This window comes from Streptococcus sp. Marseille-P6264 (assembly GCF_902460355.1).
GTDB lineage: Bacteria > Bacillota > Bacilli > Lactobacillales > Streptococcaceae > Streptococcus.
In genome coordinates, this window is record NZ_CABPTO010000001.1 from 613,550 (window position 1) to 629,053 (window position 15,504).

Below are 15,504 nucleotides of genomic sequence, written 5' to 3' on the forward strand. Positions count from 1 at the left end.
CCTACCAATTATTGATTTCAGCCGTGACTTTTTGGGCTGCACTTTCACTCACTGCAACGACTAAGATACTGTCATTATCCGCAATGATGCTGAAAATTTCCTCAGAAAATTCTTTACTCAGGTGGCGTTTGACCACCGCTGCACTCCCTGGCACCAGATTGAGATTGAGCATATTTCCTAGATTCTGACAGGCCAAAATATTATTTTCTGCTAACTTCAGACTATTGGTCGCTGTTTTAGGAAGCTCATAGATATAGGTATTATCTTTAAAAGGGATTTTTACAATCCCTAGCTCCTTGATGTCTCGTGAAACCGTTGCCTGTGTCGCTGTAATACCAGACTCCCTGAGATGTTCCACAATTTCCTCTTGGGTGCCAATCTCAAATTCGCTGACAAATCGTCTGATTTTCTCTAATCTATCCTTCTTCTTCATCTTTAAATTCCTTGTGGGCTGCCTCTACGACAGCGACTAAGTCTTGCTCCAAGTCATTTTTCGGCTGCTCGCTTTTCTCCAGAAAGGCTAGAAATTCAACATTGCCATGCCCGCCTTGAATCGGAGAAAAATCTAAACCTTTGACTGAAAAACCTGCTTCTACCATAAAGGCTGTCACGGTTTCCAGTACCGCCAAATGAACTTTCTTGTCCTTGATAATCCCCTTCTTGCCAATCTGCTCGCGACCAGCCTCGAACTGAGGCTTAATCAAGGCCACGACCTGACCTCCCTCATCTAAAATCTGATAGAGGGCCGGCAAAATCAAGCTGAGCGAGATAAAGCTGACGTCAATGCTGGCAAAGCTGGGCTGAAAGTCAAAATCAGCTGGCTCGGCATAGCGAAAATTGAACTGCTCCATGCTGATAACCCGTTCATCTTGGCGAAGTTTCCATGCCAACTGGTTAGTCCCAACATCAACAGCATAGACCAGCTTAGCTCCATTCTGCAACATAACATCGGTAAAGCCACCGGTCGAAGCTCCGATATCCAAGGCCACTCGGTCTGCCACCGAAAGGCCAAACACTTGCAAAGCCTTTTCTAATTTTAGGCCGCCCCGACTGACATACTTAAGTTTTTCTCCCTTGAGCTTGAGCTCTGTTCCATCATCGATTTTTTCACCCGGCTTATCAAAGCGCTCTCCATTCGCAAGTGACACGACCAGACCAGCCATCACTCCACGCTTGGCCTGTTCTCGAGTCTCAAAGAGTCCTTGTCGATAGGCCAGTACATCCACTCTCTCCTTAGCCATCCAGTCTCAAACTTTCTATTATTTTTTGAATTTCTTTAGCTGAAAAATCACTTTCTTTTTCTAGTTGCCCCAGTAGACTTTTCGCTTGTTCCAGCGTTTCATCGAAAAAAGCTCTAGCTCCATCCAAACCTAGTAAGGCTGGATAAGTTGATTTCTCAGCCGCCAGGTCCTTCTGCGGTGTCTTACCAATCTGCTCAAAACTGGCTGTCACATCTAAAATATCATCCCGCACCTGAAAAGCCAAACCCAAGAGCTCTCCCGCTTGACGGAGCTTCCCTAGGACTGATTGACCAGTCTGAGCAATGATCCCCGCTGCTACAAAAGGATAGGCCAAGAGCTTGCCTGTCTTATTGGCATGGATGGACTGGAGCTGGTCCATGGTCAACTTGCGACCTTCTCCCTGCATATCCAAAACCTGCCCAGCCACCATACCAAAGGAACCAGCCGCCAAAGACAGCTCTGCTATCAGATCCACCTTGACCTGACTAGGGAGCTCTGTCATTGCCACCAAACCATAAGGATCCAAAAAGAGAGAATCTCCCGCCAAAATGGCCATATCCTCCCCAAATTTCTTGTGGCTGGTCAGACGGCCTCGGCGGTAGTCATCATTATCCATAGCTGGCAAATCATCATGGATCAGGCTACCAGTGTGAATCATCTCCAGAGCTGCTGCCACCTGAAAGTGAGCGGGAGTTAATTCCAGACCAAATCCCTCCAGCAACTCCAAAAGCAAGAGAGGGCGGATCCGCTTGCCACCAGCCTCGACAGAATAGAGAATGGTCTCAGTCAAATCCGATGACACTTCCTTGCTCTGATAAAAATCTTGAATCATCAGGCCAATTTGCCTGATTTTATGCTCTCTTGTCATTCCATATCCGTTTCCGTGCCATCCGCCTGCATGACCTTGACCAAGGTCTTCTCTGCCTGATCTAGCGTCTTTTGCAAGTCTTTAGACAGCTGCATGCCCTTCTGGAATTCAGCGATGGCCTCTTCCAAGGCCACGTCTCCATTTTCCAACTTCTGGACAATAGCTTCCAAATCAGCTAAGTTTTCTTCAAATTTTTTGTCTTTTGACATCTTTTACCTCAACTTGGACTTGACCATCCCGCATGAGAATGGTCAGCTGGTCCTTCTCCTTGATATCCTGACTGGACTCGATTACTGTTTCATTTTTTTGAATAATAGCATAGCCCCGCGCCACAATGCGACTGGTATCCAGCATGAGTAGCGCATCTGACAGCCGTTTGGCTTCAGCCACCTTATGATCATAGATCACTGCCATATTGCTACGCAACAAGCGCTCTTGCTGCTGAACCTGCTCCTGATAGCGCTGCACCTGCCGCAGAGGTGACAAAGATTCCAAGCGATGCTGGAGAATCTTGACCTGCTGGACTTCTTCACTATAATATTCGCGAATTTTTTGCTTTAAACGCAGATTAAGCTGGTCTATCTTTTGCAGATAGCCATCATAAAGTCGCTCTGGCTGCCGAAAAATAACAGAGGAAGCCAGCTTGTGCAATCGTTCCCGCTGGTAAGCCAGTCGATTTGAAACTGCATTGGACAGGCGATTCTGCTGCTGGCTCAAATGCCCCAGAAGATCCAGCTTGGTGACTGGCGTGGCCAATTCCGCTGCTGCTGTGGGGGTTGCTGCACGTCGGTCTGCCACAAAGTCAGCCAGAGTCGTGTCTGTTTCGTGCCCCACGCTGGAAATGATCGGAATCCGAGACTCAAATATGGCTCGCACCACCACTTCCTCATTAAAAGCCCAAAGATCCTCGATGGACCCGCCGCCCCGACCAATAATCAAAACATCCAAATCTTCTCGCTCATTGGCTCGACTGATATTAGTAGCTACCTCGGTGGCCGCTCCTTCGCCCTGAACCTTGGTCGGATAAAGCAGGATATCCACGCCTGGAAAACGGCGGCTGACTGTCGTGATGATATCTCGGATGACAGCCCCGCTAGGACTGGTCACCACCCCAATTTTCTTAGGAAATTGAGGTAAGGGCTGTTTAAACTTATCTTGGAAAAGACCTTCTTCTCCCAGCTTTTTTTTGAGCTGCTCGAACTGAACAGCCAAGGCGCCAATGCCGTCTGGCTCAGCCTTTTCAATGACAATCGAATAGGAACCACTTGGCTCATAGAGCTGCACGCGACCAATGACATTGACCTTCATGCCCTCTTCTAGTTCAAAACCAAGCTTTTTATAAACACCTGACCAGATAGTCGCCTGAATCACTGCCTTCTCATCCTTAAGGGAAAAATACTGGTGATTGGGGCGCTTGCGAAAATTGGAGACCTGACCTGTCAGATAAACCCGCTCCAAATAAGGATCTCGGTCAAACTTCATCTTCAGATAACGGGTCAAAGTAGAAACCGATAAATAATCTGGCATGTCGCTCCCTTTCTATTTTCTAGTATTTGCCGTAACTTTTATTATACCAAAAAATGGAGGAAGTCAGTGCTTCCAAGTTCCCAATTTTCATGATAAAAATCACTAAGATTTTGTACTTTCCTTAATAATTTGATACATTTCAATGCGCAACTGTTGCGCAATGAATTCTAAGGTTAGTAAACTAGGAATCGAATCGCCCGCCTCAATACGAGCTAGCTGTCTGACCGTCAAACGAGTCTCATCTTCACACAGCAATTCCCTTGTCATTTTACGTTGTTCCCGCAGTTCTCGAATTTTTTTCCCAATTGCTACTTTTAGCTCTGACATGGCACTTTCCGCACTTATCCTTTTCTACTAGTTTTTATACTTTTAACTCTCATACTTTGTTTTTATTATAGCACAAAAAAGTTTTCTATCGTATTAACTTTTTTAATATATATTTAAAAAATAGATCATGTGAAAAAGAAGAAAAATCCTAGTTTTTCCCAGTCGGGACAAGATTCCCAAAATCACAAAAAGAGACTCGGATTTTTCCAAGCCTCCCAAGATTTATTGACTAAAATTTTTCATCCAAGTTGAAATTTGTTGACTCAATTCTGTCGGTAACACCACATAAACTTCTTTGGCTAACTCATCCGCAATGGCTGAATGCAAGTAGGTCGCAGCTGTTACTCTTTCAAAAAGTGAAACCTGCTCAAATTGACCGGCAAAGCCGGCAATCATTCCTGCCAAGGTATCTCCCATACCGCCAGTTGCTTGATAGGGGCCACCAACCTGCAGTTGATAAACATCCTTTTCCCCACTCTGAAAAACTCGCGTTCCGTTCCTTTTCTGTACAACTAGAGTCCCCTTAGGAAATTGGTCAACAGCCTTTTGACTAGATTTCTCGTCCTGTGACTCGATGGGCAAGCCAGACAAGCTTTCCCATTCTTTCTGGTGAGGGGTAAAAATTGTCTGGGAGTTTGGAAAAGGCAGAGCTTGCTTGGCAAAAAGCGAGGTAGCGCCCCCATCCATAATCAAGATTTGTTGCTTGTTTACAAGCTGTAAAACCAACTGCAGCACCGATTTCCCTAAAGAATTTTCAGCCAAACCCGGTCCGATTAAAATAACAGTAGCCTTGCGGATCTGCTCCATCAGCCGCTCTTGCTCCCACAAATCAAAGGCCATAGCCTCTGGCAAATGAGCATGGAGGGCGGGAATATTTTCCCGTTCAGTTGCAACAGTCACCAAACCAGCTCCGCTCCTTACTGCGGCCAAAGCAGCCATGATAATAGCCCCTCCGTAAGGATAGGTCCCACCAATCAATAGCAAACGACCATAGTCACCTTTATGACTGTCTGGCGATCGATTTATAATAACCTTTTTCAAAAGCCTGTCACTGACTAGTTTCATCTTTGATCCTCTATAGCCATTTAAATGTTTCCAAAAACCAATATTACCCGCTCAAGCACATTAAGCAAAGAAATTTAACTGCCATTTTCTATCCCTCATAAGCATATCTTTATTGAATTCTAGTTGCGTAAGAGAACAGTGTTGAGGCCAACAAAAAGCATTATCTTTTTTCACTTCAAAATCAAAAGCTAAAATGACTCTCCATCTCACCAGTTACCGCTAATACGTATATCCTATACTTTGACAATTTTTTCCGAAATTTCCATTCTTCATTTCGACCCGAGCAATTTTTCTTCTCCCATATTTTACCATATTTTCGCTCGATACTTAAAATGAAGAAACCGATTCAGAGAAAAGGCCGTTTGAAACTATTATATTGCTTACTACCACAGCACTTAAAAAATGGAAACTTCCATCAAAGAAAACTATACCACGAAACTCTAGTCTAATCTAAAAAAACAGCGGATTTTTAAAAACATTCAGTTACCACTGCAACTCTTTGCTTGTAACCAAAAACGGCTATCGGCTCATCCAAATAAACAAATTTATCTTGAAAACAAAAAAGGTCCAGTGGACCTTTTCTAAATGTTAAGTTACTACCGTAACTTTCTATCAACAACCTAAAAATGTCTCCCAGACATTTTGAAGAAAACTCTGTTTTCTTTATCTGCAACTTAAAAAGGTCCAATGGACATTAATAAACGAAAACTCGCTCTCGCGAGCTCCCATCTGCAACCTGAAACAATCCACCGGATTGTTTCAGCCACCTAGATATGCTTTTCGGACTTCGTCAGAAGCGAGAAGTTCTTGGCCTGTTCCAGATAGAACAATTTTTCCTGTTTCAAGAACATAACCACGGTCTGCGATAGAGAGTGCCTTGTTGGCATTTTGCTCGATCAAAAGCACAGTTGTACCCTGCTTTTGAATATCTTGGATGATGTCAAAGATTTCTTGGATGAAGATAGGAGCCAGCCCCATTGACGGCTCATCCAAGAGTAAGAGTTTAGGCGTAGACATGAGCGCTCGGCCCATAGCTAGCATCTGCTGCTCACCACCAGATAGAGTCGCTGCATCTTGGTTCTTACGCTCTTCCAAGCGTGGAAAACGAGAGAAGACCTTTTTGAGATTGGCTTGGTTCTCTTCACGATTTTTCTTAAGAAAAGCTCCCATTTCAAGATTTTCCAAAACGGTCAAACCTGGAAAGATATGACGGCCTTCTGGAACTTGCGAAAGCCCCGCAGCTACAATCTTTTGAGCAGGCACTTTTTGAATTTCATTGCCTAAAAATTCAATCTTCCCAGCACTTGGGCGAACCAAACCAGAGATCGTGCGAAGGATAGTCGTTTTACCAGCACCATTGGCACCGATAAGGGAAACAACCTCTCCTTCGTTGACTTCAAAGCTGACATCACGGACAGCCTGAATCATGCCATAGTGGACAGATAGATTTTCAACTTTGAGCATGGACATTAGGCTTCACCTCCTAGATAAGCTTCAATAACGCGTTTGTCATTCTTAATCTCATCTGGTGTGCCGTGGGCAATCAAGCGACCGTACTCTAGTACGTAGATGCGCTCAGTTACTTCCATAACCAGACTCATATCATGCTCAATCAGCATGATGGTAATGTTAAATTCATTTTTAATCCGACGGATCAGGGCAGTCAGCTCAGCTGTTTCCTGTGGATTCATCCCAGCAGCTGGCTCATCCAAGAAGAGAATCTTTGGCTCTGTGGCAAGCGCTCGGACAATCTCCAGACGACGCTGTTGACCATAAGCTAAATTTTTAGCCAAGGTTTCTGCTTCCTTATCCAAGTCAAAGATGGCTAGCAATTCCAAAGCTTTCGCTTTCAATTCTTCTTCATTTTTATAAAATGCTGGAAGGCGGAAGAAAGAAGCCAACACGTGAGGTTTATGGTGATTCCCGAAAGCAATCAATACATTGTCCAACACAGTCAAATCTTTAAAAAGGCGAATATTTTGGAAGGTCCGACTGAGACCCAGAGTCGCAATTTTATAAGGTTGCTTGCCATTCAGCAAGTGACCATCCAAAGTGACCGTTCCCTCACTCGGCTCGTAGACCCCTGTCAAAAGGTTGAAAAGCGTTGTTTTCCCAGCACCGTTGGGACCGATAAGACCGACCAGTTCACCCTCGTTCAATTCCAGACTTACATCACTAACAGCTGTCAGTCCTCCGAAATTTTTGGTTAATTTTTTTACTTCAAGAAGCGCCATTATTCTTTGACCTCCTTATTCTTTTTAAGGAGCTTAGACAAGCTCAATTCCCAAGTACCAAGCAAGCCGCCTGGACGGAAAATCATCACCAAGATTAAGGCAAGTGAATAAACGATCATCCGAACGCTTGAGATATCTTGTAAAAGCATATTGAGGATACCCAATACTACTGCCGCAACAATTGCTCCAGTCATTGATCCAAGGCCGCCAAAAACGACGATAATCAAGACATTGATTGTATTGATAAAGGAATAGTCTTTTGGTACAACAGAGCCAACAAATCCAGCCTGCAAAGAACCTGCAATAGAAGCCGTAATAGCTCCAAAAACGAAAGCAATGACTTTAATTTTTGTTGTATTGACACCGACAGACTCTGCCGCAATCTCGTCCTCGCGAACAGACAAGGTGCTACGTCCGATAGGACTGCGGAGGAAGTTAAGAGTCAAAATAGTTGTAATTACAACAAAGACATAAACCAACTGCCAAGAGGTAAAGTTAGGAATGGATAAGATACCTGCCGCACCATTAGTCAGGTCACCTCCATTGACAATCAGAATCCGGATAATTTCAGAAACACCCAGGGTCGCAATCGCCAAATAGTCTCCCTTTAAGCGCAGGGTCGGAATACCAACAAGCAGAGCTACTGCACCTGCAATCACAGCGCCAACCAACATAGCAATAAAGAAAGTACCATAGTTTGGAGATTTAGAGCCCATAATAGCTACTGCATAGGCACCAATCGCCATAAAGCCAGCATGCCCAAGCGAGAATTGCCCAGAAAAACCAACGATAAGATTGAGGCCAACAGCCAAGATAATATTAATCCCAATCTGCTCAAAGATTTGCAGATAGAAAGGATTGAGAATACCTGTGCTAGCAAGCACTGTCAGCAATAGGTAACCAAAAAGGATCAGAGCAAGCCATAACGCATTTACTTTTAAATTATTTTTCATACATTACACCTTCTCTTTCACATTTTTACCTAGAATACCAGCTGGGCGAACCAATAGAATGATAATTAAGATCGCATACACAATCGCATCACGGAAATCTGACAGTCCAACTGCTGTTGCAAAAGTTTCCAAGAGACCGATTACAAAACCACCCAAAGCTGCTCCTGGGATGATACCAATTCCTCCCAAAACTGCCGCAACGAAAGACTTGATACCTGGGGTCATTCCCATCAGTGGCTCAAGTGAGTTGTAGTAAAGAGCAATCAGCACCCCTGCTGCTCCTGCCAAGGCTGAACCCAAAGCAAAAGTAAAGCTGATCGTACGATTGACATTAATCCCCATCAGCTGGGCAGCATCGCTATCCACGGAAACAGCCCGCATGGCTTTACCCATTTTGGTTTTTTGCACAATAAACTGCAAACCAACCATGAGTAAAATAGAAATTCCCAAAATCATTAGTTGAATATTGGAAATTGAAATTGGCCCAAGCGTATAACGTACTGTTTTAATCACTTGAGGGAAGGAGCGAGTATTGGCACCTACAAAGAAGACCATCCCGTATTCCAAAAGGAAAGAAACCCCAATCGCCGTAATCAAGGCTGCAATCCGTGTCGAATTGCGCAGCGGACGATAGGCTAAGAATTCAATCACTACACCGAGGATTGCTGTACCAATCATAGATAAAATTAGGGCCACAAAGAAATTCAGGTGAAGGGTGTTAATCAGGTAATATCCCATGAAAGCACCGATCATATAAATGTCTCCATGCGCGAAATTGATCAGTTTGATAATCCCGTAAACCATGGTATAACCCAAGGCCAGAAGCGCATAGACACTCCCCAAAATCAATCCATTGGCTAGCTGCTGAAGAATTTGTTCGAGCATTCCACACCACTCTTTCTAATATAAAATAAGAGCAGAAACAACAATCTCAGACGAAGCCTTGTCTTGCCGTCTCTACTCAAACATCATAAGCAAGTAAGAAACAAGTCAAAGACTGGGTTTGTCCCCAGCCTCAGACCCTTTATTAAGGTTTAACTGTTTCAACAGTTTCTACTTTACCATCTTTCAAACCAATCATCAAGGCTGTCTTCACAGGATTGTGATCTTTATCGATAGTAATAGATCCAGTAACTCCTTCAAAGTCTTTTAACTTAGCAAGGTTATCTTTAATATCTACAGATGTTTTTGCACCCTTAGATGCTTCTGCTGCCATATAAACTGCGTCATATGAAAGGGCTGCAAACATTGAAGGTTCTTCGTTATATTTAGCTTTGTAAGCTGCAACAAATTTCTTCGCTTTATCTGTCATGTCACCTGAAGTTGAGAAACCAGATACATAATAAACATTAGTTGCTGCTGCTGGAGTTGCTTGCTCAACGAATTTGGCATCGCTAAATCCATCAGGTCCAACGATTGTTTGGTTAATTCCCAAACCACGCGCTTGGTTCACCAATTTACCAGCTTCTGTGTAGTAACCTAGTACAACCAGTGAATCAAATTCTTTGCCTTTGATCTTTGTCAAAGCAGCTTGGAAATCTGAGTCACCAGAAGCAAAGGTTTCTGTCGTAACGATTTCACCCTTGTATTCTTTCTTGAAGGCTTCGGCCATTCCTTTAGCATAGTCGCTTGAGTTGTCATAATAGAGTACAACTTTCTTAGCTTTCAAGTTTTCTGTTACATATTTAGAGATGACTTTACCTTGGTAACTATCAGTAAAGGTTGCACGATACAAATAATCTTGTTTATTTGTCAAATCATCTTGTGTTGCACTTGGTGTTACCAAAGGAACTCCTGCTTTACCAGCATTTGCAATTGCGGCAGCGACGGCACCTGAAGTTGCAGGACCAATGATTGTATTAACTTTGTCTTGAGTTACCAAGCTTGTAGAAATAGTAGCAGCTTCTGCAGTTTCTGATTTGTTGTCTTTATCAGTTACTTCGATTTTCTTGCCGTCTACACCACCAGCTGCATTGATTTCATCAACAGCAAGTTGAGCACCATGTTGTTCCGCAGTACCGTAAGCTGCTACAGCACCAGTTTCTTCAAAGTTGAAACCGAATTTAAGTGTTTTACCGATTTCTGTTCCAGTAGCAGATGAGTTGTTTGTAGAAACTTCTCCACAGGCTGCTAGAAGCGCAGCACTAGCAAAAGCTACAAGCGAAAGTGCAAATTTTTTCTTCATGAATAATCTCCTCTATTTTGTTTTTTGCTATGTTTGCAAATGATATAGTAAGAATATACCGAATTATCTGACAATTGTCAACCCAAAGAAGCCATTTTTTTAAATAATAGCGTTTTCTTGGTTTCTAAATAAACTTCCAACAAAATTTGTATCAAGATTTTGAATCTCACAAAGCTGGATTTTTTTGATATAAGACTCTTTAGACAAGCTTTCTTTTAGGGAGTCCGCTTGCTCTTTCGCTACATAAAGTTGCAAATAACGATGCTTCTTAGAATGATAAATAATATCTCCAACATGGGCCAGCTTCTTTGCATCTCGATTATAGTATAGATGAATAATTAAGCCCATTCGTTCTTCTTTTTTAAACATGACAATCCTCTCTGGTCATTTGTACTCTATTGATTATATCAAAAAAAGCCCACAAATGGGGCATTTTTTCGTAGTTATAATTGAAGACTAGCTAAGATTATTATTAGCCATGATTTCATCGATAAAACCATATTCCAAGGTTTCTTGGGCACTCATCCAGTAATCACGTTCGGCATCTGCGTGAATTTGCTCAACCGATTTACCAGAATTGTCGGCAAGAATTTGCTCCAAGGTCTTACGAGTCTTAAGCAAATGCTCTGCTGCAATGGCCATATCTGTTTGCTGAGTACCGCCACCAGTACCACCCATTGGCTGGTGAATCATATACTCTGCATTTGGAAGCATGAAACGTTTGCCCTTAGCACCGCTAGAGGCAATGATGGTTCCCATGCTGGCTGCCATTCCCATGACGATCGTCTGCACATCAGACTTGATGAAGTTCATGGTGTCTACAATCGCCAATCCTGCTGAAACAGAGCCACCAGGAGTATTGACATAAAGATAGATGTCCTTGGTGCTGTCTTGTGCATCTAGAAAAAGCAACTGCGCGATAACAGAATTAGCCATATTGTCCTCAACAGGACCTGTCAGCATGATAATACGGTCTTTTAAAAGGCGTGAGTAAATGTCATAAGAACGCTCACCACGGCTGGTTTGTTCAATAACTACAGGAATCATGAATATTTTCTCCTTCATTCGATCTATTCATTATTATATCTTTTTGGTCAAAAAAGGTCAAATATTTGCTTTATCTGTCGGATGACAGAAAGCAGCGCTGAGATTATCTTTGGTTTGGAAAGCACAAATCCACGGGATTGGCAGAACTTTCCTTTTTGCAACTTCTAGCTATTATTTTGTACCAAAGAGGCGGTCGCCAGCATCTCCGAGACCTGGAACGATATAGCCGTGTTCATTAAGATGATCATCAAGGGCAGCAGTGAAAATATCTACATCAGGATGAGCATCCTGCAAGGCTTTGACACCTTCTGGAGCAGACACCAAGCAGACAAAGGTGATGTTGCTTGCGCCACGTTTTTTAAGTGAATCTACAGCCAAAATAGCAGATCCACCCGTAGCCAACATTGGATCAACAACAAAGATTTGACGTTGATCAATGTCTTCTGGCAATTTTACCAAATATTCAACTGGCTTCAAGGTTTCTTCATCACGGTACATTCCGATGTGGCCGACTTTAGCGGCAGGAACCAAGCTCAGGAGACCATCCACCATGCCGATACCAGCCCGCAAGATTGGGACGATAGCCAATTTTTTCCCTGCAATCTGCTTTTGAACTGTTTTCGTAATTGGTGTTTCAATTTCTACATCTTCAAGTGGTAAATCGCGCAAAACTTCGTATCCCATTAGCATTGCGATTTCATCTACCAATTCACGAAAAGCTTTAGTAGAGGTATCTGTACGACGCAAGATAGACAATTTATGCTGAATGAGCGGATGAGCGATAACTTCAAGTTTTCCCATGATTGGATTTCCTTCTTTCAATTTATTCTTCTTATTATATCAAAAAAGAAGAAAAAAGGCTTGCAACAAGCAAACCTTTTCATCAATTTTGGTTCTCTTTTTGATAGAAGAGTTTGATTTCAATTTAGGCTTTATTGATAGACTATTACACCAAACCTTCTAAGAGGCCTCTCATAAAGTTCTCAGAATTAAATTCGCCGATGTCGTCAATTTTCTCGCCGAAACCAATCAGCTTCACTGGAATATCCAGTTCCTGACGAATGGCCAGAACAACACCACCACGCGCAGTTCCATCAATCTTTGTCAGGACAATACCTGTCACAGGCGTAATTTTTGAAAATTCCTTGGCTTGAACCAGTGCATTTTGACCAGTAGAGGCATCCAAAGCCAAGAAGGTTTCATGTGGCGCTGCTGGATCTACCCTCTTGATAATGCGACCGATTTTTTCCAGCTCTGCCATGAGATTGTCCTTATTTTGCAAGCGACCAGCTGTATCAATCATGAGAATATCAACATTTTCAGCCTTGGCTCTTTCTAAACCGTCAAACACGACACTGGCTGGATCGCTCTTTTCTGGACCAGTCACGACAGGCACATCGACTCGACGACCCCATTCAGCCAGCTGGGCAACGGCTCCAGCCCGGAAGGTGTCTGCTGCCACCAGCATAACTTTTTTACCTTCTTGCTTGTATTTATAGGCCAATTTACCGATTGAGGTCGTCTTCCCTACTCCATTTACACCGACGAAGAGCATGACGGTCAAATCCTTTTGCAGATTGATTTTTTCGTTGAAACGGCCGTCTTTCTCATAGATATCGACCAATTTTTCAATGATTAGCTGGCGCAAGGCGTCTGGTTTCTTAGCATTTTCCAGACGAGCTTCATAGCGCAGATCTTCAGTCAGATTGGAAGCTACCTGTACACCGACATCACTGGTAATTAGCAATTCTTCCAAGTCTTCAAAGAATTCTTCGTCAACCGAGCGGAAATTTGCAAAGAAGGCATTGAGACGAGCACCAAAGCCAGTCCGCGTCTTTTTGAGACTGCGGTCATACTTGTCTTGGACGCTCTCTTCTTGGTATTCAGTAGAACTCTCAGCTGTTTCCGCTTGAGTTAGTTCTTCCTCTGCCTCTCCTCCATACTCGGTCGAGTCTACTTGTGAAGAAGTGCTTGCTTCTTGCCCTGGTTCATGGCTGATTTGCTCTCTCGCTGCAGCCAAACGCTCCTGCAATTCTTGGTAATAATCTCTGCTTTCAGTCGCCGATTCTGATTCGCTACTGCTGTCCAGTGCTTGATTTGCTGAAGTTTCAGACTGCTCTTCTGCCTCAGCCAAAACTTGTTCAGGACTTTCCTCGTCTTCAAGCACTGGTTCAGATAAGTCAGCTTGCTGAATAGTCGGAGAAAATTCCTGCTCAGAAGTTGCTGAATCTGCGGACTCTATTTTCTCTTCTGACATAGATTCTACTACTGGAGTTTCCGCTGTTTCTTCATTAGAAGCAGCAAGGGGCTGGAAGTCTGTCTCAGATGAAACTTCAATCTCTTTAGTCTGATAACTCTCCTCTGCCTGCTCCTCTAACTGGGGCTTTTCTTCCTGTTCTTCTTCCTGTTTTCGTCCAAAAAGACGGTCAAATAATCCCATTCTTTAATCCTCCTTCAATACATATTTCCGAATTGCCCAAGCAACTGCATCTTCATCATTGGTCATCGGAGTGACAACTTCTGCGACTTCCTTGACTTCTGGCACGGCATTTTGCATGGCAACGCCCAGACCAGCCCAAGCAATCATTGACAAATCATTGGCTTCGTCACCGCAGGCCATGACTTGGCTTTTATCAATTCCCAAGTGGGCAATCAGTTTCTCCAAACCAGTCGCCTTATGGACATTTTTCGGTGACCATTCCAGCAGCATTTCCCGTGATTTGAAAATTTCATACTGGTCAAAAAGTTCTGGAGAAATGTGAGGAATGGCTGCGTCCAGCGGGTCCTGAGCAAAGGCTGTGACGCACTTATTGTAGGTAATCTGGCTAGAAAGATCCTCAAAAGCAATGGATTCAAAGTTCAGAGCTGGATTAAACTCCGCATAGAGCGATGCTTGATTTGATTGAATCTGATAAACTAAGCCACCATCGATCGCATCCAGAGGTAGACCTAATTTCTCAGTCTCTTCATAAATTCTAGCCACATCATCATAGGCAAAAACTGTTTTATCCAAAATTTCGCCAGTATTGCGCTGAATCAGACCTCCATTAAAGGTAATGGTGTATTCATCTGCCTGACCATCAGTGCCCAATTCATGCAGGAAAAATTCCATAGCTTTCAGCGGACGACCTGTGGTCAATACAACTTTGACACCCTGCTGCTGAGCCTCTTTGAGTGCTGCCAGATTCCCTTGAGAAATCTTTTTATCCGTAGTCAAAAGCGTCCCGTCCAAGTCCAAAGCGATCAATTTAATATCAGCCATTACAAGCCCTCCATGTAAGTCATAACAGATTGGGCCGCATGGTGGCCAATCACTTCCTTAGCAAGTTCCAAAATTTCCGGCCGCGCATTTTCTGGTGCAATCGGGTGCCCCACCACCTGCATCATATGTAGGTCATTGAGGTTATCACCAAAAGCCATGACCTGATCCATCTCTAGGCCTAGCTTCTTAGCTAGCTCGACAAGAGCCACCCCTTTATCCACATAGTCCAGCACGATATCAATTGACTTATAGCCTGTTGTCATCGCCTTGACACCAGCAACATTTTCATTGACCCAAGCTTCGCCGTCGGCCACTGTTTCTTCACTGAAATTGGTCGTGAATTTGAAAATCTCGTCTGTAATTTCACTGAAATCAGCTACCTTTTGGATATTTTCATTATAATTAGCGCTGAAAGAGAGATAAGTCGGATCTACTGTCTCTAGTACATAACAGCCTTTTTTCCCTGTCAGAAGCAACTCATTGATATTGACAAAAGGAGACTCCTTAAGCTTGTCAAATACCTTTAGATAAAATTCTCTTGGCATGGTTGCTTCGTATAAATCTTTTCCTTGAAACTCTACTAGGCTGCCATTTTCTGCGATAAAGATAATATCATCTCGAACTTCATGAAAGAGCTTTTCAAGAGAGAGAATCCCTCGACCACTGGCAACAGCAAAGTAGATGCCCTTTTCTCTAAACTGAGCTAGCAGGTGCTTGAGCCGCTCCATATCAAACTGACCCTTGTCATCTAAAAAAGTACCGTCCATATCTGTTGCTACTAATTTTATGCTCATA

The 15,504-nt window shown here is 43.3% G+C and carries 18 protein-coding genes; all 18 read right to left on the reverse strand.

Translation table 11 applies throughout. From position 1 onward, the window contains the following. Position 1: 1 nt before the first annotated feature. On the reverse strand, positions 2–433 hold the full coding sequence (locus FZ941_RS03085) for an arginine repressor (protein WP_148886804.1): 432 nt from the start codon (positions 431–433) through the stop codon (positions 2–4). Beyond that, positions 417–1,241, reverse strand: coding sequence for a TlyA family RNA methyltransferase (locus FZ941_RS03090; RefSeq protein WP_148886805.1), 825 nt, complete (start codon positions 1,239–1,241; stop codon positions 417–419). The genes FZ941_RS03085 and FZ941_RS03090 overlap by 17 nt, the downstream gene beginning before the upstream one ends. Beyond that, entirely contained in the window at positions 1,234–2,109 is an 876-nt protein-coding gene (locus FZ941_RS03095; RefSeq protein WP_148886806.1) for a polyprenyl synthetase family protein, read from the reverse strand. Before FZ941_RS03095 ends, FZ941_RS03090 begins: the two co-directional genes overlap by 8 nt. After that, positions 2,106–2,318, reverse strand: a complete 213-nt coding sequence (locus FZ941_RS03100) for an exodeoxyribonuclease VII small subunit (RefSeq protein ID WP_005589516.1) — start codon at positions 2,316–2,318, stop codon at positions 2,106–2,108. Before FZ941_RS03100 ends, FZ941_RS03095 begins: the two co-directional genes overlap by 4 nt. Then, positions 2,296–3,636, reverse strand: a complete 1,341-nt coding sequence (gene xseA / locus FZ941_RS03105; protein ID WP_148886807.1) for an exodeoxyribonuclease VII large subunit — start codon at positions 3,634–3,636, stop codon at positions 2,296–2,298. Before xseA ends, FZ941_RS03100 begins: the two co-directional genes overlap by 23 nt. A gap of 102 nt (positions 3,637–3,738) precedes the next feature. Further along, complete coding sequence (locus FZ941_RS03110) at positions 3,739–3,963, reverse strand: helix-turn-helix domain-containing protein (protein ID WP_005589514.1); 225 nt, start codon at positions 3,961–3,963, stop codon at positions 3,739–3,741. A gap of 222 nt (positions 3,964–4,185) precedes the next feature. Next, positions 4,186–5,028 (reverse strand): NAD(P)H-hydrate dehydratase, encoded by an 843-nt coding sequence (locus tag FZ941_RS03115; protein ID WP_148886808.1) that lies wholly within the window; start codon positions 5,026–5,028, stop codon positions 4,186–4,188. A 759-nt stretch (positions 5,029–5,787) separates the two neighbouring features. Next, positions 5,788–6,498, reverse strand: a complete 711-nt coding sequence (locus tag FZ941_RS03120) for an ABC transporter ATP-binding protein (protein WP_005589511.1) — start codon at positions 6,496–6,498, stop codon at positions 5,788–5,790. Further along, a complete protein-coding gene (locus tag FZ941_RS03125) occupies positions 6,498–7,262 on the reverse strand; it encodes an ABC transporter ATP-binding protein (RefSeq protein WP_148886809.1) in 765 nt (254 codons plus the stop codon). The genes FZ941_RS03120 and FZ941_RS03125 overlap by 1 nt, the downstream gene beginning before the upstream one ends. Continuing rightward, positions 7,262–8,215, reverse strand: a complete 954-nt coding sequence (locus tag FZ941_RS03130; protein WP_148886810.1) for a branched-chain amino acid ABC transporter permease — start codon at positions 8,213–8,215, stop codon at positions 7,262–7,264. The genes FZ941_RS03125 and FZ941_RS03130 overlap by 1 nt, the downstream gene beginning before the upstream one ends. A 3-nt stretch (positions 8,216–8,218) precedes the next feature. Further along, positions 8,219–9,088: a branched-chain amino acid ABC transporter permease gene (locus FZ941_RS03135; protein WP_187418374.1), complete on the reverse strand. Its 870-nt coding sequence runs from the start codon at positions 9,086–9,088 to the stop codon at positions 8,219–8,221. 154 nt (positions 9,089–9,242) lie between these two features. Further along, positions 9,243–10,400: an ABC transporter substrate-binding protein gene (locus FZ941_RS03140; RefSeq protein WP_148886812.1), complete on the reverse strand. Its 1,158-nt coding sequence runs from the start codon at positions 10,398–10,400 to the stop codon at positions 9,243–9,245. A gap of 99 nt (positions 10,401–10,499) precedes the next feature. Further along, entirely contained in the window at positions 10,500–10,769 is a 270-nt protein-coding gene (locus FZ941_RS03145) for a DUF2129 domain-containing protein (protein WP_148886813.1), read from the reverse strand. 87 nt (positions 10,770–10,856) lie between these two features. Next, on the reverse strand, positions 10,857–11,447 hold the full coding sequence (locus tag FZ941_RS03150) for an ATP-dependent Clp protease proteolytic subunit (protein WP_015605185.1): 591 nt from the start codon (positions 11,445–11,447) through the stop codon (positions 10,857–10,859). Positions 11,448–11,618: 171 nt separating this feature from the next. Beyond that, complete coding sequence (gene upp, locus FZ941_RS03155; RefSeq protein ID WP_015605186.1) at positions 11,619–12,248, reverse strand: uracil phosphoribosyltransferase; 630 nt, start codon at positions 12,246–12,248, stop codon at positions 11,619–11,621. 145 nt (positions 12,249–12,393) lie between these two features. Then, complete coding sequence (gene ftsY, locus FZ941_RS03165; protein WP_148886814.1) at positions 12,394–13,887, reverse strand: signal recognition particle-docking protein FtsY; 1,494 nt, start codon at positions 13,885–13,887, stop codon at positions 12,394–12,396. Between the two features lie 3 nt (positions 13,888–13,890). Beyond that, positions 13,891–14,709 (reverse strand): Cof-type HAD-IIB family hydrolase, encoded by an 819-nt coding sequence (locus tag FZ941_RS03170; protein ID WP_148886815.1) that lies wholly within the window; start codon positions 14,707–14,709, stop codon positions 13,891–13,893. After that, on the reverse strand, positions 14,709–15,503 hold the full coding sequence (locus FZ941_RS03175; protein ID WP_148886816.1) for a Cof-type HAD-IIB family hydrolase: 795 nt from the start codon (positions 15,501–15,503) through the stop codon (positions 14,709–14,711). Before FZ941_RS03175 ends, FZ941_RS03170 begins: the two co-directional genes overlap by 1 nt. Between the last annotated feature and the right edge of the window lies 1 nt (position 15,504).

Bases quoted from the DNA above. Each gene is read 5' to 3' on its own strand.
- FZ941_RS03100 (WP_005589516.1), bottom strand. From the start codon at position 2,318: ATGTCAAAAGACAAAAAATTTGAAGAAAACTTAGCTGATTTGGAAGCT.
- FZ941_RS03170 (WP_148886815.1), bottom strand. From the start codon at position 14,709: ATGGCTGATATTAAATTGATCGCTTTGGACTTGGACGGGACGCTTTTG.
- FZ941_RS03085 (WP_148886804.1), bottom strand. From the start codon at position 433: ATGAAGAAGAAGGATAGATTAGAGAAAATCAGACGATTTGTCAGCGAA.
- FZ941_RS03095 (WP_148886806.1), bottom strand. From the start codon at position 2,109: ATGACAAGAGAGCATAAAATCAGGCAAATTGGCCTGATGATTCAAGAT.
- FZ941_RS03090 (WP_148886805.1), bottom strand. From the start codon at position 1,241: ATGGCTAAGGAGAGAGTGGATGTACTGGCCTATCGACAAGGACTCTTT.
- FZ941_RS03130 (WP_148886810.1), bottom strand. From the start codon at position 8,215: ATGAAAAATAATTTAAAAGTAAATGCGTTATGGCTTGCTCTGATCCTT.
- ftsY (WP_148886814.1), bottom strand. From the start codon at position 13,887: ATGGGATTATTTGACCGTCTTTTTGGACGAAAACAGGAAGAAGAACAG.
- FZ941_RS03150 (WP_015605185.1), bottom strand. From the start codon at position 11,447: ATGATTCCTGTAGTTATTGAACAAACCAGCCGTGGTGAGCGTTCTTAT.
- FZ941_RS03140 (WP_148886812.1), bottom strand. From the start codon at position 10,400: ATGAAGAAAAAATTTGCACTTTCGCTTGTAGCTTTTGCTAGTGCTGCG.
- upp (WP_015605186.1), bottom strand. From the start codon at position 12,248: ATGGGAAAACTTGAAGTTATCGCTCATCCGCTCATTCAGCATAAATTG.
- FZ941_RS03145 (WP_148886813.1), bottom strand. From the start codon at position 10,769: ATGTTTAAAAAAGAAGAACGAATGGGCTTAATTATTCATCTATACTAT.
- FZ941_RS03125 (WP_148886809.1), bottom strand. From the start codon at position 7,262: ATGGCGCTTCTTGAAGTAAAAAAATTAACCAAAAATTTCGGAGGACTG.
- xseA (WP_148886807.1), bottom strand. From the start codon at position 3,636: ATGCCAGATTATTTATCGGTTTCTACTTTGACCCGTTATCTGAAGATG.
- FZ941_RS03110 (WP_005589514.1), bottom strand. From the start codon at position 3,963: ATGTCAGAGCTAAAAGTAGCAATTGGGAAAAAAATTCGAGAACTGCGG.
- FZ941_RS03115 (WP_148886808.1), bottom strand. From the start codon at position 5,028: ATGAAACTAGTCAGTGACAGGCTTTTGAAAAAGGTTATTATAAATCGA.
- FZ941_RS03175 (WP_148886816.1), bottom strand. From the start codon at position 15,503: ATGAGCATAAAATTAGTAGCAACAGATATGGACGGTACTTTTTTAGAT.
- FZ941_RS03120 (WP_005589511.1), bottom strand. From the start codon at position 6,498: ATGTCCATGCTCAAAGTTGAAAATCTATCTGTCCACTATGGCATGATT.